24 protein-coding genes are annotated in these 26454 nt (G+C 69.1%); 20 read left to right on the top strand and 4 right to left on the bottom strand.

The annotated features are described in order from the left end of the window. The 3 genes from RU09_RS01940 to RU09_RS01930 all read left to right on the top strand — a co-directional run. On the top strand, nucleotides 1–427 hold a 427-nt coding region (locus RU09_RS01940), incomplete at its 5' end, for a class F sortase (protein WP_042536883.1). A gap of 33 nt (nucleotides 428–460) precedes the next feature. Beyond that, the gene (locus RU09_RS01935; RefSeq protein ID WP_156145854.1) at nucleotides 461–1021 is read left to right on the top strand and encodes an RNA polymerase sigma factor; all 561 of its coding nucleotides are present in this window, start codon (nucleotides 461–463) and stop codon (nucleotides 1019–1021) included. Beyond that, a complete protein-coding gene (locus RU09_RS01930; RefSeq protein WP_042536880.1) occupies nucleotides 1005–1823 on the top strand; it encodes an anti-sigma factor in 819 nt (272 codons plus the stop codon). Before RU09_RS01935 ends, RU09_RS01930 begins: the two co-directional genes overlap by 17 nt. Nucleotides 1824–1874: 51 nt before the next feature. On the opposite strand, the gene RU09_RS19000 is transcribed toward RU09_RS01930, so the two are convergent. After that, nucleotides 1875–2597: a FadR/GntR family transcriptional regulator gene (locus RU09_RS19000; RefSeq protein WP_042536924.1), complete on the bottom strand. Its 723-nt coding sequence runs from the start codon at nucleotides 2595–2597 to the stop codon at nucleotides 1875–1877. Nucleotides 2598–2725: 128 nt separating this feature from the next. Here RU09_RS19000 and RU09_RS01920 point away from each other — a divergent pair, with 128 nt between their 5' ends. The 9 genes from RU09_RS01920 (at nucleotide 2726) to RU09_RS01880 (ending at nucleotide 12561) form a co-directional block, all read left to right on the top strand. Next, nucleotides 2726–4324, top strand: coding sequence for an ABC transporter substrate-binding protein (locus RU09_RS01920; protein WP_042536879.1), 1599 nt, complete (start codon nucleotides 2726–2728; stop codon nucleotides 4322–4324). Nucleotides 4325–4399: 75 nt separating this feature from the next. Then, the gene (locus tag RU09_RS01915; RefSeq protein ID WP_042536877.1) at nucleotides 4400–5356 is read left to right on the top strand and encodes an ABC transporter permease; all 957 of its coding nucleotides are present in this window, start codon (nucleotides 4400–4402) and stop codon (nucleotides 5354–5356) included. A 1-nt stretch (nucleotide 5357) separates the two neighbouring features. Next, nucleotides 5358–7412, top strand: a complete 2055-nt coding sequence (locus RU09_RS01910; RefSeq protein WP_042536875.1) for a dipeptide/oligopeptide/nickel ABC transporter permease/ATP-binding protein — start codon at nucleotides 5358–5360, stop codon at nucleotides 7410–7412. Continuing rightward, nucleotides 7409–8209 (top strand): ABC transporter ATP-binding protein, encoded by an 801-nt coding sequence (locus RU09_RS01905; protein WP_042536874.1) that lies wholly within the window; start codon nucleotides 7409–7411, stop codon nucleotides 8207–8209. Before RU09_RS01910 ends, RU09_RS01905 begins: the two co-directional genes overlap by 4 nt. Before the next feature lie 15 nt (nucleotides 8210–8224). Continuing rightward, on the top strand, nucleotides 8225–9172 hold the full coding sequence (locus RU09_RS01900; RefSeq protein ID WP_042536873.1) for a dihydrodipicolinate synthase family protein: 948 nt from the start codon (nucleotides 8225–8227) through the stop codon (nucleotides 9170–9172). 14 nt (nucleotides 9173–9186) lie between these two features. Beyond that, nucleotides 9187–10170 carry an ROK family protein gene (locus RU09_RS01895; protein WP_231567446.1) on the top strand — a complete coding sequence of 328 codons (984 nt, stop codon included), beginning with the start codon at nucleotides 9187–9189 and terminating at the stop codon, nucleotides 10168–10170. Beyond that, nucleotides 10167–10850 (top strand): N-acetylmannosamine-6-phosphate 2-epimerase, encoded by a 684-nt coding sequence (locus tag RU09_RS01890; RefSeq protein WP_042536872.1) that lies wholly within the window; start codon nucleotides 10167–10169, stop codon nucleotides 10848–10850. The genes RU09_RS01895 and RU09_RS01890 overlap by 4 nt, the downstream gene beginning before the upstream one ends. After that, nucleotides 10850–11626, top strand: coding sequence for a glucosamine-6-phosphate deaminase (nagB, locus tag RU09_RS01885; protein WP_042536871.1), 777 nt, complete (start codon nucleotides 10850–10852; stop codon nucleotides 11624–11626). Before RU09_RS01890 ends, nagB begins: the two co-directional genes overlap by 1 nt. Beyond that, the gene (locus RU09_RS01880) at nucleotides 11623–12561 is read left to right on the top strand and encodes a DUF4862 family protein (RefSeq protein WP_052492817.1); all 939 of its coding nucleotides are present in this window, start codon (nucleotides 11623–11625) and stop codon (nucleotides 12559–12561) included. Before nagB ends, RU09_RS01880 begins: the two co-directional genes overlap by 4 nt. Nucleotides 12562–12579: 18 nt before the next feature. Here RU09_RS01880 and RU09_RS01875 read toward each other — a convergent pair whose 3' ends face one another. Continuing rightward, the gene (locus RU09_RS01875; protein WP_042536870.1) at nucleotides 12580–13503 is read right to left on the bottom strand and encodes a DUF1295 domain-containing protein; all 924 of its coding nucleotides are present in this window, start codon (nucleotides 13501–13503) and stop codon (nucleotides 12580–12582) included. Between the two features lie 17 nt (nucleotides 13504–13520). Then, nucleotides 13521–15350 (bottom strand): AMP-dependent synthetase/ligase, encoded by a 1830-nt coding sequence (locus RU09_RS01870; RefSeq protein ID WP_042536869.1) that lies wholly within the window; start codon nucleotides 15348–15350, stop codon nucleotides 13521–13523. A 207-nt stretch (nucleotides 15351–15557) separates the two neighbouring features. Between RU09_RS01870 and RU09_RS01865 the strand changes: the two genes are divergently transcribed. From RU09_RS01865 to RU09_RS01830, 8 genes are all read left to right on the top strand, one after another. Next, complete coding sequence (locus RU09_RS01865) at nucleotides 15558–17006, top strand: LLM class flavin-dependent oxidoreductase (protein WP_331451821.1); 1449 nt, start codon at nucleotides 15558–15560, stop codon at nucleotides 17004–17006. Further along, on the top strand, nucleotides 17003–18388 hold the full coding sequence (locus tag RU09_RS01860) for a hypothetical protein (RefSeq protein WP_052492816.1): 1386 nt from the start codon (nucleotides 17003–17005) through the stop codon (nucleotides 18386–18388). Before RU09_RS01865 ends, RU09_RS01860 begins: the two co-directional genes overlap by 4 nt. 114 nt (nucleotides 18389–18502) lie before the next feature. Further along, a complete protein-coding gene (locus RU09_RS01855; RefSeq protein WP_042536867.1) occupies nucleotides 18503–20125 on the top strand; it encodes an ABC transporter substrate-binding protein in 1623 nt (540 codons plus the stop codon). Nucleotides 20126–20192: 67 nt separating this feature from the next. Continuing rightward, nucleotides 20193–21233: an ABC transporter permease gene (locus tag RU09_RS01850; RefSeq protein WP_082040996.1), complete on the top strand. Its 1041-nt coding sequence runs from the start codon at nucleotides 20193–20195 to the stop codon at nucleotides 21231–21233. After that, nucleotides 21230–22108, top strand: a complete 879-nt coding sequence (locus RU09_RS01845) for an ABC transporter permease (RefSeq protein ID WP_042536866.1) — start codon at nucleotides 21230–21232, stop codon at nucleotides 22106–22108. Before RU09_RS01850 ends, RU09_RS01845 begins: the two co-directional genes overlap by 4 nt. Further along, nucleotides 22105–23847 carry a dipeptide ABC transporter ATP-binding protein gene (locus RU09_RS18995; protein ID WP_082040995.1) on the top strand — a complete coding sequence of 581 codons (1743 nt, stop codon included), beginning with the start codon at nucleotides 22105–22107 and terminating at the stop codon, nucleotides 23845–23847. Before RU09_RS01845 ends, RU09_RS18995 begins: the two co-directional genes overlap by 4 nt. After that, nucleotides 23844–24644 (top strand): class I SAM-dependent methyltransferase, encoded by an 801-nt coding sequence (locus RU09_RS01835; RefSeq protein WP_042536865.1) that lies wholly within the window; start codon nucleotides 23844–23846, stop codon nucleotides 24642–24644. Before RU09_RS18995 ends, RU09_RS01835 begins: the two co-directional genes overlap by 4 nt. Nucleotides 24645–24757: 113 nt before the next feature. Next, entirely contained in the window at nucleotides 24758–25789 is a 1032-nt protein-coding gene (locus RU09_RS01830; protein ID WP_156145853.1) for a hypothetical protein, read from the top strand. A gap of 50 nt (nucleotides 25790–25839) precedes the next feature. On the opposite strand, the gene RU09_RS01825 is transcribed toward RU09_RS01830, so the two are convergent. After that, nucleotides 25840–26355, bottom strand: a complete 516-nt coding sequence (locus tag RU09_RS01825) for a TetR/AcrR family transcriptional regulator (RefSeq protein WP_052492815.1) — start codon at nucleotides 26353–26355, stop codon at nucleotides 25840–25842. Between the last annotated feature and the right edge of the window lie 99 nt (nucleotides 26356–26454).

Here is a 26454-nt window from a genome sequence, read left to right as displayed (position 1 = left end):
GGCCATCCCGTCGCTCGCCATCGACATGCCGGTGACGGACGTCGGGGTGGCCGACACCGGACAGATGGAGCTGCCGACCGACCCGGCCGTCGCCGGGTGGTACCGATACGGGGCGGATGCCACGAGCACGAGCGGCCGGATTCTGATCGCAGCGCACGTCGACGCGGTCGACTATCCGATCGGACCGCTCGCTCGCCTGCGGGACGTGCCCGCAGGCGAGGTCGTCCGTCTCACCGCGGCAGACGGCACGAGTCGCGAGTTCGTGGTCCAATCCCTGACCTACTACGAGAAGACCTCGCTCCCCACGGCTGAGCTCTTCGAGCGCGGCGGGCCCTCCGCCCTGGTTCTCGTGACGTGCGGCGGCCCCTTCGACAGCCAGACCGGCCACTACCGCGATAACGTGGTGGCTGTGGCGGTCCCGCGATGAGGCGGGGTGATCACCATGGAGAGGAGACTCCGGGTGGATGAGACCACCGACGCCGAGGCAGCGCTCGATCGACGTTTCGTCGCGGGCGACGAGCAGGCCCTCGCGGAGCTCTACCGACGCTGGTCGCCGGTCGTCTTCACCCTTGCGCTTCGTTCGCTCGGCGACCGGGGGGACGCCGAGGACGTCACACAGCGCACGTTCGTGTCGGCCTGGAACTCGCGCGCCGGATACGACTCGTCGAAGGCGCGCTTGTCGACCTGGCTGATCGCCATCGCGCGGCGTCGGATCGCCGACACGTTCGAGGCGCGGGCCAAGGTGCAGCAGCTGCAGGCCGAGATGGAGCGCCTCACTCCGCCGGACGCACTCGTCTCGGAGTCGATCGATCTGTCTGAGACGCTGCTGCTCTCGAGCGAGCTGCAGCAGCTCGCACCCGACGCGCAGGCGGTCATGCGACTGGCCTTCTACGATGACCTGACCCACGAAGAGATCTCACGCAGAATGGGGATGCCGCTCGGCACCGTGAAGAGCCATATCCGCCGAAGTCTTGCCCGAATGCGCGACCGATTGGAGGTGAACCATGTCACATCTCGATGACGAGAAGATCGCCCTGATCGCGATGGGTGAGCCGGCCGGCTCCGATGCAGACATGCAGCACCTCGTCGAATGCGAGTCCTGCGCGGCAGAGGTCGCCGAGATGTCCCGGGTGGCGCTCGTGGCGCGATCCAGCGTCGTCGAGGGCGACCTGGAAGCCCCGCCGGCAGACGTGTGGTCGCGGATCCATGGCGAGCTCGGTTTGACCGAGGCGGTCGCTGCCGATCCCGCGTCCATCGCTGGCGAGCTCGAACCCCCGCCGGAGCCCGAGCACGAGCCGGAGCCCGAGCTCGAGCCGGATTCGGAGCCGGCTGCTGCGGATGCCGGGCATCCGCGTCAGCGTGCTCGCGTGCGCTCGCGTCGTCGCTCCTCGGCATCCGTCTGGATCCTCGCCGCGTCGATGGCGCTCGTCGTCGCGATCGGCGCCGGTGTCTGGATCGCCCGTGCGCTGACGCCCTCGTCTGCCGTGATCGCCTCGGCCGAGCTCGCGGCGTTCCCCGATCACCCCGATGCGGTCGGGCAGGCGGAGGTCGACGACGACGGCGACGGCCGGCGCACGCTCACGGTGACGCTCGAAGGCGATGAGCTCGCAGACGGCGACTACCGCGAGGTGTGGCTGATCCGCGAAGACGGGCAGGCGCTGATCAGCCTCGGCGTGCTCGACGACGCGTCGGGCACCTTCCGTGTGCCCGACGGCGTCGACCTCGACGAGTACCGCCTGGTCGACATCTCCTTCGAGCCGGTGGACGGCGATCCGGCGCACTCGGGAGATTCGATCGTGCGGGGAGAACTCGACTTCGCCTGAGGGACGAGCACCACGCCGCGCGAGTTCCGAGCGCGCTGAGGCGCACTCGACTCAGGCGTGCGAGCTCTCGGCCTGCGCGAGGACGCGCTGCAGTGGTCGGTAGTGCTCGATCACGGCCGCGCGGTAGGCGTCGACGTCCCCGGCCCTCACGGCGGCGAGCATGTCGCCGTGCGCCACCGCGGTCTGATGGATGTCGTCGGGCTGATCGATGTCGAGCTGCGGCAGCACGGCTGTGTGCACGTCCCAGAAGGCGCCGACGAGCTGCCCGACGAGTCGGTTGCCGATCGCGTCGAAGAGCTTGGTGTGGAACAGGCGGTCGGCCTCGAGGAAGCGCTCGCCTCTGCTCGCCTTGTCGACCATCTCGGCGACGAGCTCGTCGAGCTCTCCGCCGGCATCGACCTGGGCGGCCGCCACGACACGCTCGGCCATCGAGAGGTCGAGCGCCAGGCGCACTTCGACGACCTCTCGCAGCGACTGCAGAGACCCTTCGGGGGAGAGGACCCCTCGGAAGACCAGTGCCTCGACCATCGGATCCAGTGACATCGGGCCGACGTAGGTGCCGTGGCCGTGCCGCACATCGACGATGTCGAGAGTCGACAGGGTGCGGATCGCCTCCCTGACCGACGAGCGAGACACATCGAGCTCTTCGCAGAGCTCGGCCTCGGTCGGAAGGGGGTCTCCGGGTGTCAGCCCGCGGGCGATGATGAGCTGCTTGATCTGATCCGCCGTCGTCGAGCGCCGCATCCGCGATGCCCTACTCGTGGTGGACTTCATCTGGTCTCCCTCTCGTCCCGACTGAAACGCTCCGATCATCTCACTCTTGTGATTCGACCGATCGTGTGTTTAGAGTACATCAGACATCAGATGTCCTCAGGATGTCCCCCACCCACCCTGGAGCACACATGAACCGACACGTCACCCGCCGCCGTGCGGGTCGATTCACGACACTGGTCGCCGGCACCGTCGCCGCCTCCGCCGTCCTGGCCGGCTGCGCCGCCGGAGCGACCCCCGCACCCGACGACGGCGCGTCCGCCGGCGCCGTCGATCCCGACGCGATCATCGAAGCGGGCATCTCGTACACGCTCAACGGCAGCTTCGACCCGATGGTCGCCTCCGGCGCCGTCACGGTGTCTGCGAACTGGCATGTCTTCGAGGGCCTCGTCGACCTCGACCCCGTCACGCAGGAGGCCGCCCCCGCACTCGCCGCCGACCTCCCGACCAAGGTCGATGACACCACGTACGAGATCGACCTCCGCGAGGGCGCGACGTTCCAGAACGGCGACCCGGTCACCGCAGACGACGTCGTCTTCAGCTACGAGCGCGTCCTGAACCCCGACAACAACTCGCTGTTCCGGACCTTCATCGACTTCGTCGACACGGTGACCGCGGTCGACGAGGACACGGTGCGGATCACGACCGACTATCCGTTCTCCCTCATCGAAGAGCGCCTCGGCGTCGTAAAGATCGTGCCCAAGGCGGTCGTCGAAGCAGACCCCGAGGGCTTCGGTGCGAACCCCGTCGGCTCCGGTCCCTACTCGCTGGTCTCCGCCGTGCCCGAGGACAAGCTCGTCTTCGAGCGCTACGACGACTACAACGGGCCGCACCCGGCACTCGCCGCGGGCATGAACTGGAACCTGCTGTCCGACGCCTCAGCCAGAGTCACGGCGATGTCGACCGGCACGATCCAGGCGATGGAGGACGTGCCCTACATCGACGTCGACTCGCTCGCATCCGCCGCCGATGTCGAGAGCGTGCAGTCGTTCGGGCTGCTGTTCATGATGTTCAACACGAAGGCCGCGCCGTTCGACGACGTCCGGGTGCGCCAGGCCATGCATTACGCGCTCGACATGGACAAGATCATCGAGACGGGGATGCTCGGCAACGCCACCCCCGCCACGTCGTTCCTGCCCGAGACGTACCCGAACTACAACGAGGCCTCGACGGTCTACAGCTACGACCCCGAGAAGGCCGAAGAGCTGCTCGCCGAGGCGGGCGTCGACGACCTGTCGATCACGCTGCTCACCACCGACACCGGCTGGGTGAAGGAGGTCGCACCCCTGATCAAGGAGTCGCTCGACGCCATCGGAATCGACACGACGCTCGACATCGGGCAGTCCGCTTCCATGTACGAGAAGGTCGACTCCGGCGACTACACGGTCGCGATCGCTCCGGGAGACCCGTCGGTCTTCGGCGTCGACCCCGACCTGCTCATGAACTGGTGGTACGGCGAGAACGTCTGGACCCAGACCCGCACCAACTGGGCAGATTCGGCCGAGTACGCCGAGCTGCGCACGCTCCTCGACGACGCCGTGCAGCAGCAGGGCGACGAGCAGCAGGCCACGTGGGACAAGGCGTACGACCTGATCGCCGATGAGGCCGTGCTCTACCCGCTGTTCCACCGCAAGCTGCCCACCGCGTGGAGCAGCCAGGAGCTGATCGGCTTCGCTCCCGTCCCCACCACCGGCCTGTCGTTCCTCGACGTCGGCGTGGCGGCGAAGTAGTCCCGGTCTCCACGGCGGGGGTGCGCGCCCGAGCGCATCCCCGCCACACCTCCCCGAACCTGGAAGGAGCGGCACGTGTCCAACACGCTCCGCCTCATCGGACGACGGCTGCTGCAGCTGCCGTTCATGATCCTCGGCATCACGTTCCTCGTCTTCTTCGTGATGTCGTTCTCGCCCGTCGACCCGGCACGCACCGCGCTCGGCGAGACCGCATCCCCGGAGGCGCTGCAGGCGTACCGGGAGCAGTACGGCCTCGATCAGCCGCTGCTCGTGCGCTACTTCACCTTCCTGGTGGGGCTGCTGCAGGGCAACCTCGGCACCTACTCGGCGCGGAGCCTTCCGGTGATCGACGAGGTCGTCCGTGCGTTCCCCGTCACGCTGGCGCTGACCTTCCTCGGCCTCCTCATCGCCGTCATCGTCGCCTTCGTGATCGGCGTCCTCGCCGCCGTCTATCGTGACCGCTGGCCCGACCAGCTCATCCGCATCATCGGGGTGGCGTCGCTGTCGACGCCCTCGTTCTGGCTCGCGATCCTGCTCATCCAGCTCTTCACCCTCGGGTTGAACGTGCTGCCCGCGTCCGGTCCCCTGCCCGATCCGTGGGCCGACCCGACAGGGTGGCTCGCCCGCATGGCGCTGCCGGCCATCGCGCTCGCCGTTCCGGTGATCGGTCAGCTCTCCCGCGTCGTGCGCACCTCGATGGTCGAGGAGCTCGACCGGGACTACGTGCGCACGGCACTCGGCGCCGGCATCCCGCGGACCGTCGTCGTCGGTCGCAACGTGCTGCGCAACGCCCTGATCACGCCCGTGACCGTGCTCGGTCTGCGCATCGGCTACCTCATCGGCGGGGCGGTGGTGATCGAGATCATCTTCGCGATCCCCGGCATGGGCACCCTGATCCTCAACGGCGTGACCAACAACGAACCCAATCTCGTGCAGGGCGTGACTCTCGCAGTGTCACTGGCCTTCGTGGTGATCAACATCATCGTCGACCTCCTGTACGTGCTCATCAATCCCCGAATCCGGGCGGTGTGACATGCGACGCAAACTGACTGAACGACTCTCGCTCCCGGGACTCCGCCTCGGCGGCCTGTCCCTCGGCTCCCTGATCTGCATCGTGGTGCTCGCAGTGATCGCGTTGGCCGCGATCGCCGCACCCCTGATCGCGCCGTTCGACCCGCTGGCATCCGGTGCCCCGGTGCAGCCGCCGAGCGCGGAGCACTGGTTCGGCACCGACCGCCAGGGCCGCGACATCTTCTCCCGACTGGTCTACGGCGCCCGGTACTCCCTGGTGATCGGGCTCGGCGCGACCCTGGTCGCACTCGCCGCGGCCTGCGTGTTCGGCACCATCGCCGCCACCGCCCCTCGGTGGATCTCCGAGACCCTCATGCGGGTGATGGACGTGGTGATGTCCTTCCCGGGCATCGCGCTCGCCGCGGTGTTCGTGGCGGTGTTCGGCAAGTCGCTGCCGGTGCTCGTGCTCACGATCGCCTTCCTCTATGTGCCGCAGCTCACCCGCATCATCCGCGCGAACATCCTCGATCAGTACGGCGAGGACTACGTCTCGGCCGTGCGCGTCATGGGCGCGGGCACTCCGAGGATCATCGCCAAGCACGTCGCCCGCAACGCGATGGCCCCGGTGCTCGTCTTCGCGACCGTGCTCGTCGCCGACGCGATCGTCTTCGAGGCGTCGCTGTCGTTCCTGCAGGCCGGCGTGCCCGACCCCGAGCCGTCGTGGGGCAACGTGATCGCCGCCGGTCGCAACCTGCTGATGAGCGGGGCGTGGTGGGCGACGTTCTTCCCCGGCATCCTCATCATGCTGACGGTGCTCTGCCTCAACATCCTCTCCGAGGGGATGACCGATGCGATGGTGTCGCCGCGGGCGCGAAAGATCACCGCCGATGCCGCGAACACCGAGGAGTCGACGCACGAGCTCGAAGAGGCGGCCGCCGGCCACGACGACACGAATGTGATCGTCACGGTCGACACCGCCGTCAATCTCTCCGTTCCGAGCGGCGTGCCGGACGTGCTGGTGCCGGTGGCACCCGCGGTGCCTCTCTCCGAGCGGCTCGCCGTTCTGCGGCAGCGCGAGCTCTCCCGCACCGATCGGCTCGTCTACGCGGGCGACGAGACCCCGTTGCTCGATGTGCAGGACCTCTGCATCTCGTTCCCGCGGCACGGCGACGTCGACGTGGTCGACCATGTCAGCTTCACGGTGCGCCCCGGCGAGACCATGGCGCTGGTGGGCGAGTCGGGCTGCGGCAAGTCGATCACCTCGCTGGCCATCATGGGCCTGCTCGACCCGAAGGCCGACGTTCGAGGACGCATCCTCTTCGACGGCCAGGATCTGCTGCAGATGACCCCGAAGCGACGCAACGCGTTGCGGGGCCACGACATCGCGATGATCTACCAGGATGCGCTGAGCTCGCTGAATCCGGCGATGCTCATCCGCTCGCAGATGAAGCAGCTCACCTCGAGGGGTGGCACCCGCACGGCCGAGGACCTCCTCGAGCTGGTGGGTCTCGACCCCGCGCGCACCCTCGCCTCGTATCCGCACGAGCTGTCGGGAGGTCAGCGGCAGCGAGTGCTGATCGCGATGGCGCTCACCCGCGACCCGCGCCTCGTGATCGCCGACGAGCCGACCACGGCTCTCGACGTCACGGTGCAGGCGCAGGTCGTCGAGCTGCTGATGCGGCTGCAGCGCGAGCTCGGCTTCGCTCTCGTCTTCGTCTCGCACGACCTCGCGCTCGTCGCAGAGCTCACCCACCGCATCACGGTGATGTATGCCGGGCAGGTCGTCGAGCAGGGCACGACCCGCGAGATCCTGACCCAGCCGGTGCATGAGTACACGCAGGGGCTGCTCGGCGCCGTGCTGTCGATCGAGGCGGGCTCCGACAGGCTCCACCAGGTCTCCGGCGTCGTCCCGTCGCCGCGTGACTTCCCCGCCGGCGACCGCTTCGCTCCTCGTTCGTCCGACCCGGCCCGCTACGCGGGGGTCGCTCCGGTGCGCCGGCGGATCGAGGGAACCGAGCACTACTACTCGGCGCATCCGGACGATGCGCCCATCGATGCGATCGGAGCAGGACGATGAGCGAGACCGTCATCGAGCTCGAGGACGTCCACGTCCGCTACAAGACGCGAGCGTCGTCGCTGTTCAGGCCGAAGTACGTCGACGCACTGGCCGGTGTCTCGCTCACCGTCAAACGGGGGCAGACCCTGGGGATCGTCGGCGAGTCGGGGTCGGGCAAGTCCACCTCGGCCAAGGTTCTTGTCGGCCTCGAGAAGCCGACCAGCGGCCGCGTCGTGTTCGACGGCGAGACGGTGACCTCGTTCACGCCGGCCGTGCGCCGACGGCTCGGGCGGATCCTGTCGGTCGTCTTCCAGGACCCTGCCACGGCTCTGAACGCCCGGATGACCGTGCGCGATGCGCTGCTCGACCCGATGCAGGTGCACCGGCTCGGCACGCCGGCGAGCCGTGACCGCAAGGTGCGCGATCTGATCGGACTCGTCGGTCTGCCGGCCTCCGCACTCGAGGCGTTGCCCAGCCAGCTCTCCGGCGGTCAGCGTCAGCGTGTCGCGATCGCGAGGGCGCTGGTGCTGGATCCGCAGGTGATCGTCGCCGACGAACCCACCTCGGCGCTCGACGTCTCGGTGCGGGCTCAGATCCTCAACCTGCTCACCGACCTGAAGGAGCAGCTCGGCCTCGGCATGGTCTTCATCTCGCACGACATCCAGACCGTCCGCTACCTCTCAGACGAGATCGCCGTGATGAACCGGGGGAGGGTCGTCGAGTTCGGCGATGCCGCCCGCGTGTTCGAGGCGCCCTCCGACGAATACACCAGAACGCTGCTGGGCGCCGCGCCCTCGCTGCTCGAACCGACCAACTGAAACGACCGGAACACAATGACTGCTGCATCCTCCTCCGTCACCTTCACCGGTGTCATCCCGCCCGTCGCCACCCCGCTGCTGCCCGACGGCACGATCGACCACGTCTCGCTCGAGCGTCTCGTCGAGCGACTGATCGCCGAGGGCGTCTCGGGTCTGTTCGCGCTCGGGTCGACGGGCGAGACCGCCTACTTCACCGACGACCAGCGCGTCGAGCTGCTCACCACGATCGTCAGGGTGAACGCCGGTCGGGTGCCGATCATCGCCGGTGCGATCGAGCTGACTGCTCCCCGCATCATCGAGACCGCGCGTCGTCTGGTGGCGGCCGGCGCACAGGCGATCGTCACGACGGCACCTCTCTACACTCTGAATTCCGCCGCAGAGGTCGCCGATCACTTCCGGGCGATCGCCGCGGCGATCGACGTGCCGCTGTGGGCGTACGACGTGCCCGTGCGGGTGCACTCCAAGCTCGGCATCGACCTGCTCGTGCGACTCGGCGCCGAGGGAGTCATCCACGGGGTCAAGGACTCCTCAGGCGATGACGTCTCGTTCCGCCGTCTGATCGCCGCGAACGACGCCGCCGGGCGTCCGCTGCAGCTGCTCACCGGCCATGAGGTCGTCGTCGACGCGATGGCCCTGGCCGGAGCCGACGGTGTGGTGCCGGGCTTCGCGAACGTCGAGGCCGCGGGCTACGTCAGGCTGTGGGATGCCACGCAGCGCGGCGACTGGACAGAGGCGCGCACCGAGCAGGAGCGCATCAACCGCGCGTTCGACATCGTCTTCGCACCGCAGGGCCTCTCGGGTGACGCGACCGGAGTGGGCGCGTTCAAGGCCGCCATGCATGCCCGCGGCATCATCGACCACGCGACGATGGCCGACACCGTGCAGTCGCTCGATGCCGACACCGTCACGCGCATCCGTCAGATCCTCTCGGAGCAGGGGATGCTGCCGGTCGTCGTCTCCTGATGGCGCATCGTCTCGTGCCAGCGCATCATGCCGGATCAGCGCATCGTGTCGGATCAGCGGAGTCGCGCGAGGTGGTGCTGGCCGTCGACATCGGCGGCACGAAGACGTCGGCGGCCCTCGCCGATCGTGGCGACATGCTGCTGTGCACCGAGACGGCGCCCACGCGAGCAGCGGAAGGACCGGCGGCGGTCGTCTCGACCGTCGCCGGTCTGGCGCAGAGACTTCTCGACGGATCACCCGCACGTCTCTCGGGCGTCGGGATCGGCGCGGCCGGGGTCGTGAACGCCGTCACCGGCACGATCGTCTCGGCGACCGACACCTTCGCCGACTGGCCGGGCACCCCCGTCGCCGAGCTGGTGCGCGAGGCGCTGGGCGACCTGCTGGTGCCCCGCGCCCCGGTCGTCGTGCAGAACGACGTCGACGCGCATGCCGAGGGCGAGCACCGGCACGGGGCGGCGGCCGGTGCGGCCAGCGTGCTCGTCGTCGCCGTGGGAACCGGTGTCGGGGCGGGGCTCATCCTCGACGGCAGCGCCGTGCGCGGCGCACACCACGTCGCCGGCGAGATCGCCCACCTGCCGACCCCGGGGGCCGAGCATCTGCGCTGCCCCTGCGGGCGCATGGGGCATCTCGAGGCAATCGGCTCCGGCGTCGGTCTGCACGCGCACTTCCGGTGGCTGGGCGGGGATCCGCACATCATCGACGCCCGCGGGGTCGCAGCCGCCGCAGCCGACGGCGACCCGATCGCCATCCGTGCCGTCGGAGAGTCCGCCGCTGCCGTCGGGCGCGCGCTCGCCGGCGCCGCGACCATCCTCGACCCGGAGCGCATCGTGATCACCGGGGGAGTGCCGAAGATCGGCGACGCGTGGTGGACGCCGATGCTGAGCGCGTACGCGGACGACGCCATCGATGCACTGCAGTCCACTCCGATCCTGCCGGGCGAGCTCGGTGACGACGCGCCCCTGCGGGGCGCCGCAGCATCCGCCTGGAGGGCGATATGACATCCATCGACATCCTCGACGAGCTGCGAGGGGGCCTCATCGTCTCGTGCCAGGCCTACCCCGGCGAGGCGATGCGCGATCCCCGCACCATGGCGCAGGTCGCGCAGGCGGCGGTCGTCGGCGGAGCCGCCGGCATCCGGGTGCAGGGCCTCGACGACATCAGAGCCGTCGCCGAGATGACCGTGCCGGTGATCGGGCTCTGGAAGGACGGCGACGCCGACGTCTTCATCACCCCGACGCTCGAGCACGCCAAGGCGGTCGCTGACGCAGGTGCCGACATCGTCGCGATCGACGGGACCCGCAGGCGCAGGCCGGACGGCAAGAGCCTCGCCGAGACGGTCGCGGCGCTCCGCGAGCACACGGACGCCCTGATCATGGCCGACTGCGGCTCGCTCGACGACGCACTGGCGGCCGAGCGGGCCGGCGTGGACATCCTCGGCACGACGCTCTCGGGCTACACGGCCGAGCGCCCGAAGACCGAGGGGCCGGATCTCGAGCTGATCTCGCTCCTCACCGCCCGCTGCAGCACCCCGATCATGGCGGAGGGGCGGATCCACTCGCCTGCGCAGGCGGCGGCAGCGGCCGCCGCCGGCGCGTTCGCCGTGTGCGTCGGCACCGCGATCACCCACCCGGCGACCATCACGTCATGGTTCGTCGCCGCACTCACCGAGGAGAGCTGATGGACGTCGTCATCGCACCCGAAGCCCAGATCGGCGAGATCGTCGCCGACGACATCGCCGCCCTGATCGCAGCTCGGCCGGATGCCGTGCTCGGCCTCGCGACGGGATCGAGTCCGCTGCGCATCTATGACGCGGTCGCCGAGCGCGTCGAGCGCGGGGAGCTCTCCCTCGCGCGCGCTCGGGGGTTCATGCTCGACGAGTATGTCGGACTGCCCCTGGGGCATCCGTGCCGCTACAGCACGGTGATCGACGAGGACTTCGTCTCGCGCGTCGATCTCGCCCCCGGTGCGGTGCGCGGGCCGGACGGTGACGCCGCCGATCTCGACGCGGCGTGTGCCGGCTATGAGAAGGCGATCCGCGATGCCGGCGGCGTCGACCTGCAGATCCTGGGCATCGGCACGGACGGGCATATCGCGTTCAACGAGCCCGGCTCGTCGCTGGCGTCGAGGACCCGAGTGAAGACACTCACCGCACAGACCCGTGAAGACAACGCCCGTTTCTTCGGCGGCGACGTCGACGCGGTGCCGTATCACTGCCTCACGCAGGGGCTCGGCACGATCATGGACGCGCGACGCATCGTGCTCGTCGCGACCGGTGAGGCGAAGGCAGAGGCCGTCGCGCAGCTCGTCGAAGGGGCGGTGTCGGCCCGATGGCCCGCGACGATCCTGCAACACCACCGACGCGTCACCGTGCTCGTCGATGACGCGGCCGCGTCCCGGCTCGCGCTCGCCGAGTACTACCGGCACACTCAGGCGCACCGCCACCTGGTGTCATGAACGAGCCGCTCGCACCGCTGCTGGTCAGCTCCTACGCGGTGTCTCCCGCGCATGCGACCTGGGATCCCGATCTCGAGGCCGAACTCCTGCCCGCGCTCTGCGCGCTGCCCGATGTCGTGGGGCTCGAGGTGCCGTGGATCGGGGGCCTGCACCCCCATGATCCGGGGTGGTTCCTGCGCCACGTGCCTGCCGCGGCCGAGCTCGCGGTGACCCCGCTGCCATGGGTGATGAAGCGGTGTGCGGCCGACGCCCGCTACGGCATCGCCTCTCCGGATGAGGACGGGCGTCGCGCCGCCATCGCCGACCTGCGCGCAGTCGCCCGAGACGTGCGGCGGATCGACCACGACACCGATGCCTCGGTCACGGTGGTCGCGCTCCACACCGCCCCGCAGGGGGGAGGAGATCGAGCGCGTCTGGCGGCATCGCTCGCCGAGATCACCGGATGGGACTGGGCGGGAGCGCGGCTCGTCATCGAGCACTGCGACGCCGCGGTGCCGGGTCACCCGTGGGAGAAGGGCTTCCTGACGCTGGACGACGAGCTCGGCGCGATGCTCTCGGTCGACGCTCCGCTGGCGCTCTGGCTGAACTGGGGTCGCTCGGTGATCGAGACGCGCGACGCCGACGCGGTGACCGGGCAGATCGCGGAGGCGGCGGCGACCGGTCGGCTCGCCGGGCTGACGTTCTCGGGGTCGGCAGCGATCGACGGCCCCTATGGCCCAGCCTGGACGGACGGGCACCTGCCGCTCGCGGCAGCGGATCCCGCATCCGGTTCGCTGTTGGATGCGGCCCACGTCGCCGCCGCGCTCGCCTCCGCCGGTCAGGTCGAGCGACTCGGGCTGAAGGTCAGCCGACGGCCGGGAGACACGACGGCGGAAGATGTCATCCGGACGGTCGACGACAATCTGCGCGAGTTGAGGGCGGCTGCCCGCGCGTGAACCCGGTCTCCGCGCTTTCTACGCAGCACGCTCCCGCACGGCAGGCCGGGTGAGGCGTGGGATCAACGAGGGCGTGCTCTCGCGGTACTCGACGTAGTCGGCGCGGTCGCCCCACTTCTTCTCGGCGCGCGCTTCGAGCAGTGGGATGCCGCTCACGCGGGTGAGCAGCAGGATCACGAACAGCGGCGACAGGATCGCGACCCACTGCCACCCCGCGAGCACGGGTGCGGCGGTCAGGAACACGCCCACCCAGATGACGATCTCGCCGAAGTAGTTCGGGTGCCGCGAGCGCGACCACAGGCCGGTGCGGATGAACTCGTCCTTGTTCTTCGGGTCGGCGCGGAACGCCGACTTCTGCGCGTCGGCGACGATCTCGATGGTCATGCCGAGCAGCCAGACGACGATGCCCACGACGGTCAGCCATCCGATGGGCGCTCGTGCCGCAGCATCCGTGCTGATCGCGATCCATGCCGCCGCCGCCGTGATCGACACCCACGCACCCTGGATCACCCACACCTGCAGGAAGCGCACGGGCGAGCCCTTGATCTCGTCGAAGCGGCCGTCGGATCCGGCCTTGTGCACGCGCAGGGCGAGGAACGACCCGAGGCGCACGGCCCACAGGATCACCATCGCCGCGAGGATCCAGCTGCGCGCATCGGGCATAGGCGTCAGCAGCACGAGAGCGACCGAGATGGCCAGGAAGGTGAGGCTGCCGGTGAGGTCGAAGAACCGCTCGGTGCGCAGGATCATCGCCGGGATGAACGCGATGACCTGGATGGCGAATGCCGCGGCGACGGCGAGGGCGAACAGCGGGATGCCGCCGATCGCCGCACCGCCCTGGCTCCCGGCGAGTGCGACGAGGGCTCCGATGACGAGCGCGACGATGATCGCGATGAGAGACGATCGCGAAGACTTGGGGGTGGAGGAGGTGGGGGAGGACATCGTTCTCTTTCTGCTTCTCAGAGGTACAGGTCTTCGACGGTGACGGCGGCGCGATCCAGCACGACGCTCCGCTTGAGCTTCATGGTCGGCGTGACCAGGGCGCGGTCGTCGAGGTCGGCGAAGACGACGCTGAACCGGCGCACCTGCTCGCTGCGGGCCACGAGTGCGTTGGCGGCGTCGACGGCATGCTGCAGGCGAGCGCGCAGGGTCGGGTCGGTCACGGCGCGGAGGTCGGCCTCGGCGATCGGAGGGATGCTGACGCCTTCGGATGCCGCCCAGGCCACGGTCTGCTCGGGGTCGAGCACGAGAAGCGCCGAGAGATACGGCTTGCCCTCGCCCACCATCACCGCGTGCGAGACGAGCGGATCCGCCTCGACCGCGCTCTCCCACCGCGTCGGCACCACCGTCTTGCCGTTCGAGGTCACGATCACGTCTTTGAGTCGGCCTTCGAGGAAGAGCCGGCCCTGGTCGTCGAGCCGCCCGAGGTCGCCGGTGCGGAAGAAGCCGTCGACGAAGGCGCCCTCGTCGTGGGCCGGGTTGCGGTACCCGCCGAAGACGCCGATGCCGTTGGCGAGCACCTCGCCGTCGTCGCTGATGCGCACGGTGAGCCCTGGCAGCGGCGAGCCGACGCTGCCGGAGGCGATGCGACCGGGCAGGTTGCCGGTGAGCGGCGCCGTCGTCTCGGTGAGACCGTAGCCCTCGATGACGGGAACGCCGATGCCGCGGAAGAAGAGCGAGAGCTCGGCGTCGAGCGCGGCTCCACCCGACAGGATGTATCCGACGCGCCCGCCCATCACGGTGCGGAGGCGGCGGTAGAAGAGAGCGTCGAAGAAGCGGTGCCGCAGGCTGAGCCCGAGGTCTTTCGGGAGACGGCGGCCGGCGTCGATCCGTTCGGCGCGGTGGCCCCAGGCGATGGCCGTCGACCGGGCCTTCGCCCACACCGCCGAGAGCTTCTTCTCGGCGGCTTTGTCGGCCGCGGCGGCCTGGATCTTCTGCAGCACCCGCGGAACGACGACCAGGAATGTCGGGCGCAGAGTGTCGAGGGTCGCGACGACCGTCGAGGGATCGGAGAGGTGCGCGATGCGCATGCCGCTGGCCAGGCAGATCAGCTGCAGCCCGCGCGCCAGCACGTGGGCGAGGGGCAGGAAGATGACGGTGTTGCCCTGCTCGTTCACGATCTCGCGATACGCGGCGGCGATGTTGAGGACCTGCCCGAGGAAGTTCCGGTGCGTGAGCACGACGCCCTTGGGCTCGCCCGTGGTGCCCGAGGTGTAGACGATCGTCGCGGGGTCGTCCTGCGAGGCCGAGGTCCTGCGAGCCTCGAGTTCGTCGTCGGCGACGTCGACGCCCCGCGCGACCAGGTCGGAGAGCGTGCCGGATGCTGCGGCATCCATCGTCCAGGCGCCGAGAGTGTTCCGTCCGGTCTGCGTGAGCGCCGCCCGCAGAAGCACCGCGTGCTCAGTGGTGCCGCCGATCGCCAGGCGCACGCCGGCATCGGCGACGATGGCATTGACCTGCGACGGCGATGACGTCTCGTAGATCGGCACGACGACGGCGCCGGCGAACCAGGAGGCGAGGTCGGCGACGGCCCATTCGTAGCGCGTCGGCGCCATGATCGCGATGGGGTCGCCGGCCCGCACGCCCTGGGCGATGAAGCCCTTGGCCAGAGCGCGCACCTGGGTGAGGAACTCCCGAGTCGTGATCGGGCGCCACGGTCCTCGAGCATCCGCGCCTTTGACCTCGAAGGCGACGTGATCGGGAGCTGCGGCTGCGCGTGCGACCAGCAGGTCGGTGACGTTGCGGTACCCGTCGAGGTCGGCGAGCGGCGGGGTCGACGATTCGATCATCGGAACTCCTCTCGGGCGCGCGAGAACGGGCCCATCTGCTCCTGTTCGGAGCCCGCGAGGAATCGGATGGGGTGAGAAGGCCATCCGGGCGAGGGAGAGGTTCTCGTATGACCCCCGGTTACCCCTCATGACACCGGGGCGGATCCGACCTCCGTCGCGACCTAGTGTGCTGATTCACCGGGCTCGCGTCGTGAGGCCCGTTCACCGCTGTCAGAGGAGACGATCATCACTGCCCGCACATCGGCCGAGCCGAAGCCCCTCATCCTCAACCTGTTCGAGATGAACTGCGTGAGCCACATCACGCACGGGCTGTGGCGCCTGCCAGGGAACAATCGCGACCGCTACACGGACATCCGGTACTGGACGGAGCTCGCGCGCACCGCCGAGCGGGGTGGATTCGACGCGATCTTCATCGCCGACGTCGTCGGTGCGTACGACGTCTTCCGCGGTGGACCCGCGGATGCCCTGCGCGAGGGGCTGCAGATCCCGAACAATGATCCGATGCTCGTCGTCCCGGCGATGGCGGCGGTGACCGAGCACCTCGGATTCGGCATCACCTTCTCGACGAGCTACGAGCCGCCGTTCGGGTTCGCCCGTCGGATGAGCACCCTCGACCACCTCACCAACGGGCGCGTGGCCTGGAACATCGTCACGTCCTACCTGCCGAATGCGGCGCGGAACTTCGGTCTGGCCGAGGAGATCCCGCACGATGAGCGCTTCGCGATCGCGGAGGAGTACCTCGACGTCGTCTACAAGCTCTGGGAGGGATCGTGGGACGACGACGCCGTGATCCGCGACCGAGCGGCCGGGGTGTACTCCGATCCTTCGAAGGTCAGATACATCGACCACGAGGGCGAGTACTTCCGGGTCGCGGGCCCTCATCTCTCGGAGCCGAGCGTGCAGCGCACCCCTGTGCTGTTCACCGCGACCGCGTCGCCCGCGGGCATCGACTTCGCCGGTCGTCATGCCGAAGCGGTGTTCACCGGTGTCCGCGGCCCCGGAGGTGCGGGACCGCTGATCGACCGGTTCCGTGACTCGGCGAGGCGGAACGGTCGTGACGGCAGTTCGGTGAAGATCGTCGTGCAGGCCGCCGTGATCGTCGCCCCGACACAGGAGGAGGCCGAGCGCAAGGCCCAGGAGTATCGCGAGCACGCGAGCCTCATCGGCCGGTTCGTGCATGCGAGCCTGCCGTTCGACCCCACCGCGCACCCGGCGGAGCGCACGATCGCGGATGCGCTCGCCGCCGAGGGTCTGCCGGATGACACGCTGCCTCCGCAGTCGGTGTCGGGCACCGTGGGTGACTTCATCGAACGCGTCGGCGCAGAGCTCGAGCAGGACTTCTTCGCGGTCGGCACTCCCGAGGTCGTCGCCGACGAGATCGAGCGCTGGCTCGACGAGGTGGGCATCGACGGCATCAACCTCCGCCAGTACCACAGCTACGACACCCTGCAGGATTTCGTGGAGCTCGTCGTCCCCGAGCTCCAACGGCGGGGACGGCTGCGCACCGCCTACGTGCCGGGCGAGACCCTGCGCGAGCGGCTGACCGGCGGCGGAGCGCGTCTCCCTGACGACCACCCGGCGGCGCGGTATCGCGGCGGAACCGGACTGGGCGGCACTCGACCGGCGGACTCCCGCCTGATCGGAGCCTCGGCATGAGCACGGCCCCCGCTCCGAGCATCTCGTCCGTCGACTCGCCCGTTACCGCGTCGACCGACCGACTCGCTGCGGCGCGCGAGCGATTCGCCCCGCTCTTCGCGGAGATCGCCGCGGGTGCGGCAACGCGGGAGGCCTCGCGCGAGCTCCCCGTCGACGAGGTCCGACGCCTCGCCGCCGCGGGGTTCGGCGCCGTGCGCCTCGACGTGTCGGAAGGCGGAGGCGGGTTGACCGCCGGCGAGCTCGTCGAGCTGCTCATCGACCTCGGTGCCGCCGACGCCAACCTTCCGCAGATCTGGCGCAACCACATCGCCTTCGTCGAAGACCGCCTCTGGCATCGTGAGGGCGGTGCTGACGACGTCTGGATAGCCCGCATCGCCCAGGGTGCTTTCGTCGGCGGTGCCTGGTCGGAACGCGCCACCGTGCCAGGCGCCAGGAGCAGCACGCGCTTCGACGCGTCGACGCGGCCCCCGACGGTGAGCGGCACCAAGTACTACAGCACCGGCAGCCTCTACGCCGACTGGATCACGGTGACCGCGAAGACGGATGACGGCGCGGATGTGCTCGTGGTCGTCGATGCCTCGGAAGCGGGTGTCGTGCGTCATGACGACTGGGGCGGTATCGGCCAACGGCTCACCGCCAGCGGCACGACCGAGCTCCGAGACGTCCCCGTCGCGGGTGACGCCGTGTTCCCGGACGGAGGTCGCTCGCCCCACCAGGAGACCATCTACCAGCTGGTGCTCGTCGCCGCGGTGGCGGGTGTGGCCGTCGGAGCGCGGGATGACGGTGCTGCCGCGGTCCGTGCACGGGTGCGCAACTATCCGCAGGGTCTCGCCGCTCTGCCGAGGGAGGACGCGATCGTGCAGGAGACGATCGGCGGCGTGGCCGCCGCCGCCGCGGCGGCTCGAGCCGTGGTCGTGCATGCGGCGCGCGAACTCGACGCCGGGCTGGAGGCCCTCCGTGCCGCCCGTGCGAGCGCCGAGGGGCCGCGCGCCGAGGATGCGAGGGGCAGCGACCTGCTGCATCCTGCCGCGGTCGCCACCTACGAGGCCCAGATCGTCACTGCCGACGCCGCCCTGCGCGCCTCGACCGAGCTGTTCGACGCGCTCGGATCCTCGTCGGTCGAACAGAGGGCAGGCCTCGATCGGCACTGGCGCAACGCCCGTACCCTCATCTCCCACAACCCCCGTGGTTACAAGGCGAGGCTTCTCGGCGATTGGTACGTCAACGGAGCCGACCCCGACCCGTGGGCGGCTCGCCATGAGCCGCTTCCCGACCCCGCAGAGCGCGAGCCCGGTGCTGATCCGGATTCGAGGTCCGCCCCGGGAGCCGACACGCAACGTCATACAGCGACACCGACCGACGATCCCGGTCACCGCTGGTAACAGCGCGTGCGCAGGGCCCGATCCAGCCGCAGGATGGTCAACCACACGGGCACAGCAGTGGCCTTGTCGCATCCCGCCCCCCGCATCTCGAACCCAGCCTCAGGAGAATCCGCCATGTCCCGAATCACCGGACGACGAGTCAGACTCGCCGCCGCAGCCGTCGCCGCGCTCAGCATCGCGCTCGTCGGCTGCTCCGCCCAGCCGGCGTCCACCGACGCCGACGGCGGATCCCTCGTGTACCTCGACGCCGAGATCCCCACCTCCGCGCAGGTGCAGGAGTCCGGCACGTGGCAGACGCGTGCACTGCAGCAGAACATCACCGACCGGCTGCTGTACCGCAACCCCGACACGAACCAGCTGGAGCCCTGGATCGCCGAGTCGTGGACGGTCAGCCCTGACGGCCTCACCTACACGTTCGTGATCCGTGACGGCGTCACCTACAGCGACGGCACTGATCTCGACGCGTCGAGCGTCGCGAAGAACCTCGAGTGGCAATCCGCGGGCGACGAAGCGGTGGGCACCACCCCGAACGCCCAGTTCCCGAGCGGTCTGGCGGCGACCGCCGACGACGCGAGCCGCACGGTGACCGTCACGCTCCCCGAGCCGTACGCGCCGTTCCTCAACGTGCTCACCGGCTGGGGCTCCGGCCTCGTCGCGGATGCGACGATCGACGCGAGCAAGGAGGATCAGTCGAAGTTCGTGAACCTGATCGGGAGTGGGCCCTTCGTCGTCACCTCGGAGACCTACGGCAAGGAGATCGTCCTCGAGCGCCGCGACGGCTACGCCTGGGCGCCAGAGAGCTCGCCGAACCAGGGCGAGGCGCACCTCGCCCAGGTCACCGTGATCCCCGTGCAGGAGGACAGCGTCCGGCTCGGCACCCTCACGTCGGGGGAGGCCGACGTGATCCGTTACGTCCAGCCCAGTGAAGAGCAGGGACTCGCGGATGCCGGGTATGAGATCGTCTCGAAGACCGGCGTCGGCCTGAGCAACCAGTGGTTCCTGCGTCCCAGTGCCCCGCACTTCGACGACATCCAGGTGCGCAGAGCCCTGCTGCACGCGATCGACCGCGAGCAGATCATCGAGACTCAGTACACCGAGAGCTGGACGGCCGCGAGCTCGGTGCTGTCGCCGGGCACCTTCGGTTACGTCGACGAGTCGGCGAAGTTCGAGTACGACCCCGATGAGGCGAACAGCCTGCTCGACGCGGCGGGATGGACGGAGCGCGACTCCGACGGCTATCGCACCAAGGGCGGCGAGCGCCTGACGCTCAAGACCTACATCGACGTCTACGACAACACCGCGAAGAGTCTCTTCCAGCAGATCCAGAACCAGTTCAAGGACGTCGGCATCGAGCTGGCGCTGAACGAGCTCGACTACTCGACCTACTGGGCGACCGCGTTCGCGGACCCCGAAGTCGGACCGCTGCGGGTGGGATGGCCGCACCCGGACGCCTCGAAGGGTCTCAGCGAGTACTACGGCTCGGCAGGCTCGGATCTGCTCGGCCTCGCCGGGTCCGACCAGACCCTGCAGTCGCTGCTGGACTCGCAGTATGCCGCGACCGACGATGAGGCCCGGACGGCGATCCTCGGACAGATCCAGGACTATCTGATCGATCAGGCGTACGTGGTCCCGATCCTGAACGACAGCCAGGTGTACGTCACCCAGCAGCACGTGAAGGGCTTCCGCCTCACGGACGGCGCTCTGCCGGAGTTCTACAACGCCTCGATCGAGGACTGACCCGACGGGAGGGCGCCGCGCGCGACGCCCTCCCGTCGGAACGCCCGATGGCCGCAAGGAGGCCCGAATGCAGTACCGCACCTACGTCGTCCGCCGCATCGCGCAGGCGCTGCTCGTGATCGCTCTCGTCTACACCCTCGTGTTCTTCGCGCTCTTCGTACTCCCCGGCGATCCGATCGAGAACAAGCTCATCAGCCCGCTCAATCCGCTGCCGCCGTCCGCGGCAGAGGCGTTGCGGGCGTACTATCACTTCGACCTCTCACCCGTGGAGCAGTTCTTCCTGGCCGTGAGCCGTCTCTTCCAGGGCGATCTCGGATTCTCGCTCGTCAGCAACCGGCCCGTGTCGGAACTCGTGGCACAGGGGCTCTCCGACACGATCGTCCTCGCCGCGATCGCCTTCGTCTTCACGATCGTGATCGCGTTGGCGACCGCCCTGGTCGCCGTCTACGCGCCCTGGAAGGCCGTGCGCAGTTTCGCGAGCGCCCTGCCGATCGCCTCCATCTCGGCACCGAGCTTCCTCATCGGCTTCGTGCTCCTCGCGGTCTTCTCGTTCCAGCTCGGCTGGGTCTCGTCGGTGCGCGATGAGGGATTCGTGTCGTATGTGCTCCCGGCGCTCACGCTCGCCCTCGCGGTGATCGGGCCGCTGTCGCAGGTGCTCATCCAAGGTCTGCGCAAAGCGGCCGACGAGCCGTTCGTCACGGTGCTCCGCGCCAAAGGGCGCAGCGAGTCGAGGATCGCGCTCGGACACGTGCTCAAGAACGGGGCGATCCCGTCGATCACGATGCTCGCTCTGATCGTGGGAGAGCTTCTCGCCGGTGCGGTGATCGTCGAAGCCGTCTTCACACGCACCGGGCTCGGGTTCATCACGTTCGAGAGCGTCCGCGATCAGGACACGCCCGTGGTGCTGGCGGTCGTGATCCTCATCTCCGCCATCTACGTCGGCATCAATCTGATCACCGACCTGCTCTACCCGATCCTCGATCCTCGCATCGTCACCCCCGGCCGGGTGACCGCGCAGTCGAGACGGCGGTCAGCCGCCGCGGACGGTCGCAGTCGTCCGCTCGGCCCGTCGTCCGTCCCCGTCCAGGAAGAGAGCGTGCTCGCATGACGACTGCACTCGACAGACTCCCCGCCTCCGTCCACGACACCGTGGACGTCGAGCCGAGTGCCTTACGTCGCCTCACCGCCCGGCTCGGATTCGGCGACCTCCTGGCGCTCCTCGTCCTCGCTCTCGTGCTGCTCTCGGTGCTCGCACCGGGACTCCTGGCGCCCTACGACCCGCTCGCACCTGACGATGCGAATCCACTCGCCGCACCGTCCGCAGCGCATTGGTTCGGCACCGACTACCTCGGCCGCGACGTGCTGTCGAGGATCGTACACGGCACCGGTCGGACCCTGCTCGGCTCCGCGGTCGCCGTCCTCATCGGCCTCGGCGTCGGCACCGTGCTCGGTCTGATCGCCGCCTCGTTCGGCGGGATCGTCGACGCGCTGATCAGCCGGATCGTCGACGTTCTCCTGTCGATCCCGGGCCTGCTGCTCGCGATGGTCGTGATCGTCGCGCTGGGCTTCGGCACGCTCAACGCTGCCGTCGCCGTCGGTATCTCCTCGATCGCGGCCTTCACCCGCATCATGCGCTCCGAGGTGCTGACCGTGAAGGACCTGCCGTTCGTCGAGGCGAGCCATCACCTCGGCGGGTCACGCCTCCACGTCCTCATCAGGCATGTGCTGCCGAACTCGTACTCGGCCGTGCTGTCGCTCACGGCACTGCAGTTCGGTCTCGCGATCATCTGGATCTCCGGGCTCAGCTTCCTCGGTTACGGCGCGCCGCCACCCGAGCCCGAATGGGGATTGCTGGTCTCGGAGGGGCGCCAGTACGTGGTCTCCTCGCCGTGGCTCGTCATCGTGCCCGGACTCGTGATCGGCGTCACCGTACTCGCCATCAGTCGCCTCAGCCAGCTCTCCCGTGGAAGGACCGCAGCATGACCGGCACTACCCACCCGCACCTGGCTCAGCATCTCGGTGGCCAGGCCGCCCCCGGCCTCCATGCCGTGCCCGAGAGGCCGCTGCCGCTCGTGGTCGATTCCCTCGCCGTCGGGTACTCGGTGCCCGGTTCGCGCCGACCGCTGCGGAGTGTGAGCGAGATCTCGTTCGAGGTCGGTCGCGGTGAGACGGTCTCGCTGGTCGGCCAGTCGGGCTCGGGCAAGAGCACGATCGCTCGCGCGGTCGCCGGGCTCCTCCCCGTGAACGGCCGGGTGACCTCAGGGCGCATCCAGGTCGCGGGCCACGACGTCGCACAGAGGTCGAGCAGGCAGTGGCGTCCGCTGCGCGGCACGACCCTCGGCTTCGTCCCGCAGGATCCGCTCAGCTCACTCGACCCGCTGCAGCGCATAGGCACCCAGATCGCACAGGCCGTCGCCGTATCGGGAGAGGTCGCGAGGGTCGACGTGCCCTCGAAGGTCGTCGAGCTGCTCGAGCACGTCGGCATCCGTGACGCCGCGTCGCGGGTCAGGGCGTACCCGCATGAGCTCTCCGGTGGCCAGCTGCAGCGCGTGCTCATCGCGATCGCGATCGCCGCGAGCCCGCAGCTGCTCATCGCAGACGAGCCGACCTCTGCGCTCGACGTGACAGTGCAGCGCCGCATTCTCGATCTCCTCGACGGGCTCCGCGACGAGCTGGGCCTCGGCATCCTGTTCATCACCCACGATCTCGCGCTCGCGCAGGAGCGCAGCGACGCGATCGTGGTGCTGCAGGACGGCGAGATCCGCGAGCAGGGGCGCGCCGACGAGGTGCTGTCCGACCCGCGGCATCCGTACACGATCCGCCTGCTCTCGGATTCGCCGGCGTCCTCGCCGCTTCGGTACCGGGATCGGATCGCGCAGAGGGACACCCGACGCGAGACCTCGGATGCCGGTGCGGAGCGGGAAGCCGTGGTCGAGGTCGCCGGGGTCTCCAAGCGGTATGGTCGCGACCCGGATGCGCCGAAGGCGCTCGACGACGTCTCGCTGACTCTCCGACGCGGCAGCATCCATGCGCTGGTGGGCGAATCCGGATCGGGAAAGTCGACCCTCGCGCGCATCGCCGCTGGACTGACGTCGTTCGACGACGGTGCAGTAGCCGTCGCCGGTCGCGACCTGCCGCAGACCCCGTCGGTCGCCAATCCGTTCGCGCGGCAGCTGCAGCTCGTCTACCAGAACCCGCTGTCGGCAGTGGATCCGCGCTCGACGATCAGGCAGATCATCGAGGAGCCGCTGCGCATCCACGGGGTGCGCTCGGCCGTCGAGCGACGGCGCCGCGTCGCCGAGATCATCGATCAGGTGGCTCTGCCGGCGAGTTCGCTCGGACGACGTGCACGCGAGGTGTCCGGCGGGCAGCGTCAGCGCGTGGCGCTCGCGAGGACCCTGGTGATCGCGCCGTCCGTGCTCGTGCTCGACGAGCCGACATCGGCGCTCGACGTCTCGGTTCAGGCGCAGGTCATCGAGCTGCTGCTCGACCTGCGCGACGAGCGCGACCTCAGCTACCTGTTCATCTCGCACGACCTCGGACTGATCCGCCAGATCGCCGACGAGGTCACGGTGCTGTCGGACGGACGCGTCGTCGAGACGGGGTCGGCGGACGTCGTGCTCGAGCATCCGCACCACGAGTACACCCGGGAGCTGCTCGACGCCGTGCCGCGCTTCGACACCGCTCGATCCGAGGAGGCTCGACTGGAGCGGGTCGGATGAGCCCGCAGGAACGGGCGGGGGCGACGGAGCGGGCGTCCGCTCAGGATGTCGATGCTCTGATCGCCGAGGCCGACGCCGCGTCGGTCGACGGCTGGGACTTCGGATGGATCGACGGCCGCGCGACGGAGCAGCGTCCGACGTGGCGCTTCTCGGAGCTGCTCGCTCGGCGCATCGCCGTGGTCCCCTCTCTCCTCGACCTGGAGACCGGGGGTGGCGAGGTCCTCGACACGGCACCCACGCTCCCGCCGCTCGCCGCGGCGACCGAGTCCTGGCCACCGAACCTCACGCGCGCCGCCGCGCGTCTGCAGCCGCGCGGAGTGGTCGTCGTCCGCGTGACGGAGGGGCAGCCCCTGCCGTTCGCGGACGACAGCTTCGCTCTGGTCTCGAGTAGGCATCCGGTGGCCGTCGACTGGGCGGAGGTCTCCAGGGTGCTCGCACCCGGCGGCAGCTACCTCGCGCAGCACGTCGGGCCGGCGAGCGCGTTCGAGCTCGTCGAGGAGTTCCTCGGGCCGCAGCCCACGGAGATCCGCAGTCGCCGAGACCCCGAGGTCGAGGCGTCGGAGGCGAGGGCGGCCGGTCTCGACGTCGTCGATCTGCGCACGGAGCGCCTGCGTATCGAGTTCTACGACGTCGGCGCGATCGTGTGGTTCCTGAGAAAGGTGATCTGGCTGGTGCCGGGCTTCGACTCCGCTTCGCACCGCGAGCGTCTGCAGAGTCTGCACGAGCGGCTGCAGGAGGGCCCGTTCGTCGCTCACTCGTCTCGCACGCTCATCGAGGCCCGGAAGCCGCGGCGCTGACTCTCCGTGAAGGAGTCGTCACACATGTGGAGCTCGCGGAGGGTCGGTATCCGGGTGTCGCCGTAGTCTGAGTCGGACAGCTCGATGAGGACCTCAGGGACAGGGATCGATCAGTGACGACAGCTTCGACGACTGGCAGTTCACCGACGGCGCCTGCGGCTCGACGCGAGCGGCGCGTGTGGATCACCCTGGGTGCCGTCGCGCTTGCGGTCGGCGGTTATCTGACCGCGGCAGCGGTGGTATCCCACTCCAGTGATCCGTCGGAGGCAGTGAGCTCGTACCTCGCGGCGATCGCCGACGGCGATGCCTCCACCGCCGCGCAGATCGTCGACCCGGATGCATCCGGTATCGATGCGACGTACCTGACCGACGACGTCCTCAGTGCCGCCACCGAGCGTATCGAGGTGGTGTCCGTCACCACGACCACGCATGAGGGCGACACCGCGGAGGTGAGGGCTGTGATGGAGCTCGCCTCGCAGACCTTCACCCATACGTTCACGATGACGCGAGATGCGGGTGCCTACTGGCTGCTGCAGCCGGGATGGCGCCCCGACTCGCCGCTGACGGTCGAGGCGACCGTGGCCGTGCGGGACAGCATCTCCCTCACGGGTGTGGAGCAGGTCGATCTCGCCGGCACCGAACTCGAGCTCGCCGTGAAAGAGGTCGCCGGGGTGTCTGCGGACTCGCGGTCGGAGCCGGTGCGGGTGTATCCCGCCGTCTATGACCTGATCGGCCCAGACCTTGGTACCTACTTCACAGTCGCGCCCGATGAGCTGGCAGCCGTCCCGCCGACAGCGACGGCCGAACTCTCGGTCGCGGCGACGGAGGCACTGCAGACGGCTCTGACGGATGCCGCGAACGACCGAGCCGACGCGTGTGTCGAACCCGGTACCTCGGCGGATGCGGCCTGTCCTCTGCTCCTGAGGCAACAGGATCCGTCGACGATCGGGGTCATCCGGGCCCCGTACAACGTGACCTTTCGAACCGACCACCGATTCATGGTCGACGTCGTCTTCTGGTACCGCCCGGAGGGGGGAGCCTCGTCCGGAACCGGCACGACCGACTATAGGACCGATCTCATCGGCACGTACACGGTCGACGGAGACGACGTGACGGTCGAGTTCACCCCCTGGGAAGACCTCTGACAGCTACCGACGCGTGACGCGCCGAAGAACGATCGCTCCCGCCGGCGATGTCACCCGTTGATCCATCCCTGCATGTCGGTCCACACCGCAGTCAGGGCATCCTCGAGTGAGAGATCGGAGGGGCCTTCCAGCCATCGGTCCATCGCGAGGTCGAAACACGTCACGGCGAGGGCGGCCAGGGTATGTGCGTGCTCAGGGGCGATGCCGCGCTGGTTCAGTGACCGTTCGATGGCGCGCGCGAGGTAGTGACTGCGCAGAAGATCGCGTTCGTGCAGCGCGGGTTCGCTGCGGATGATGCTGCGTCGACGTCCGATCTGCTCCCGCCACTCCTGGAGGCCTCGGCATGCTGCCGCGAGGCCTGCGCGCACGGTGGCCGTCCCGCCGCGTTCCTGCGGGATGGACTCCATGAAGTCGCTCACCGCTTGGGGGAACTCGCGATCTCGGAGGAACAGCACATCCCGTTTGTCGGAGAAGTGGCGGAAGAACGTCCGCGTGGTCAGTCCCGCCGCCTCGGCGATCTGGGGAACCGTGGTTCCCGAGTACCCCTGGTCGGTGAACAGGTTCATCGCTGCAGCTTCCAACCGCAGTGCAGCATCCGGTGACCATCGAGGCATACAGCAATGATGACACGAACTGTCGTAAGCTCGAGCGTGATGACACGATAT

It is taken from the genome of Microbacterium sp. MEJ108Y, assembly GCF_000834175.1.
GTDB lineage: Bacteria > Actinomycetota > Actinomycetes > Actinomycetales > Microbacteriaceae > Microbacterium > Microbacterium forte.
Note: the sequence above shows the minus strand (reverse complement) of the source record. Positions and strands in the feature narration are given on the sequence as shown.

Excerpts from the sequence above, each read along its gene's own strand:
- RU09_RS01930 (WP_042536880.1), top strand. The coding sequence starts at position 1,005 with ATGTCACATCTCGATGACGAGAAGATCGCCCTGATCGCGATGGGTGAG.
- RU09_RS19000 (WP_042536924.1), bottom strand. The coding sequence starts at position 2,597 with ATGAAGTCCACCACGAGTAGGGCATCGCGGATGCGGCGCTCGACGACG.
- RU09_RS01920 (WP_042536879.1), top strand. The coding sequence starts at position 2,726 with ATGAACCGACACGTCACCCGCCGCCGTGCGGGTCGATTCACGACACTG.
- RU09_RS01910 (WP_042536875.1), top strand. The coding sequence starts at position 5,358 with ATGCGACGCAAACTGACTGAACGACTCTCGCTCCCGGGACTCCGCCTC.
- RU09_RS01905 (WP_042536874.1), top strand. The coding sequence starts at position 7,409 with ATGAGCGAGACCGTCATCGAGCTCGAGGACGTCCACGTCCGCTACAAG.
- RU09_RS01900 (WP_042536873.1), top strand. The coding sequence starts at position 8,225 with ATGACTGCTGCATCCTCCTCCGTCACCTTCACCGGTGTCATCCCGCCC.
- RU09_RS01890 (WP_042536872.1), top strand. The coding sequence starts at position 10,167 with ATGACATCCATCGACATCCTCGACGAGCTGCGAGGGGGCCTCATCGTC.
- nagB (WP_042536871.1), top strand. The coding sequence starts at position 10,850 with ATGGACGTCGTCATCGCACCCGAAGCCCAGATCGGCGAGATCGTCGCC.
- RU09_RS01880 (WP_052492817.1), top strand. The coding sequence starts at position 11,623 with ATGAACGAGCCGCTCGCACCGCTGCTGGTCAGCTCCTACGCGGTGTCT.
- RU09_RS01875 (WP_042536870.1), bottom strand. The coding sequence starts at position 13,503 with ATGTCCTCCCCCACCTCCTCCACCCCCAAGTCTTCGCGATCGTCTCTC.
- RU09_RS01870 (WP_042536869.1), bottom strand. The coding sequence starts at position 15,350 with ATGATCGAATCGTCGACCCCGCCGCTCGCCGACCTCGACGGGTACCGC.
- RU09_RS01860 (WP_052492816.1), top strand. The coding sequence starts at position 17,003 with ATGAGCACGGCCCCCGCTCCGAGCATCTCGTCCGTCGACTCGCCCGTT.
- RU09_RS01855 (WP_042536867.1), top strand. The coding sequence starts at position 18,503 with ATGTCCCGAATCACCGGACGACGAGTCAGACTCGCCGCCGCAGCCGTC.
- RU09_RS01850 (WP_082040996.1), top strand. The coding sequence starts at position 20,193 with ATGCAGTACCGCACCTACGTCGTCCGCCGCATCGCGCAGGCGCTGCTC.
- RU09_RS01845 (WP_042536866.1), top strand. The coding sequence starts at position 21,230 with ATGACGACTGCACTCGACAGACTCCCCGCCTCCGTCCACGACACCGTG.
- RU09_RS18995 (WP_082040995.1), top strand. The coding sequence starts at position 22,105 with ATGACCGGCACTACCCACCCGCACCTGGCTCAGCATCTCGGTGGCCAG.
- RU09_RS01835 (WP_042536865.1), top strand. The coding sequence starts at position 23,844 with ATGAGCCCGCAGGAACGGGCGGGGGCGACGGAGCGGGCGTCCGCTCAG.
- RU09_RS01825 (WP_052492815.1), bottom strand. The coding sequence starts at position 26,355 with ATGAACCTGTTCACCGACCAGGGGTACTCGGGAACCACGGTTCCCCAG.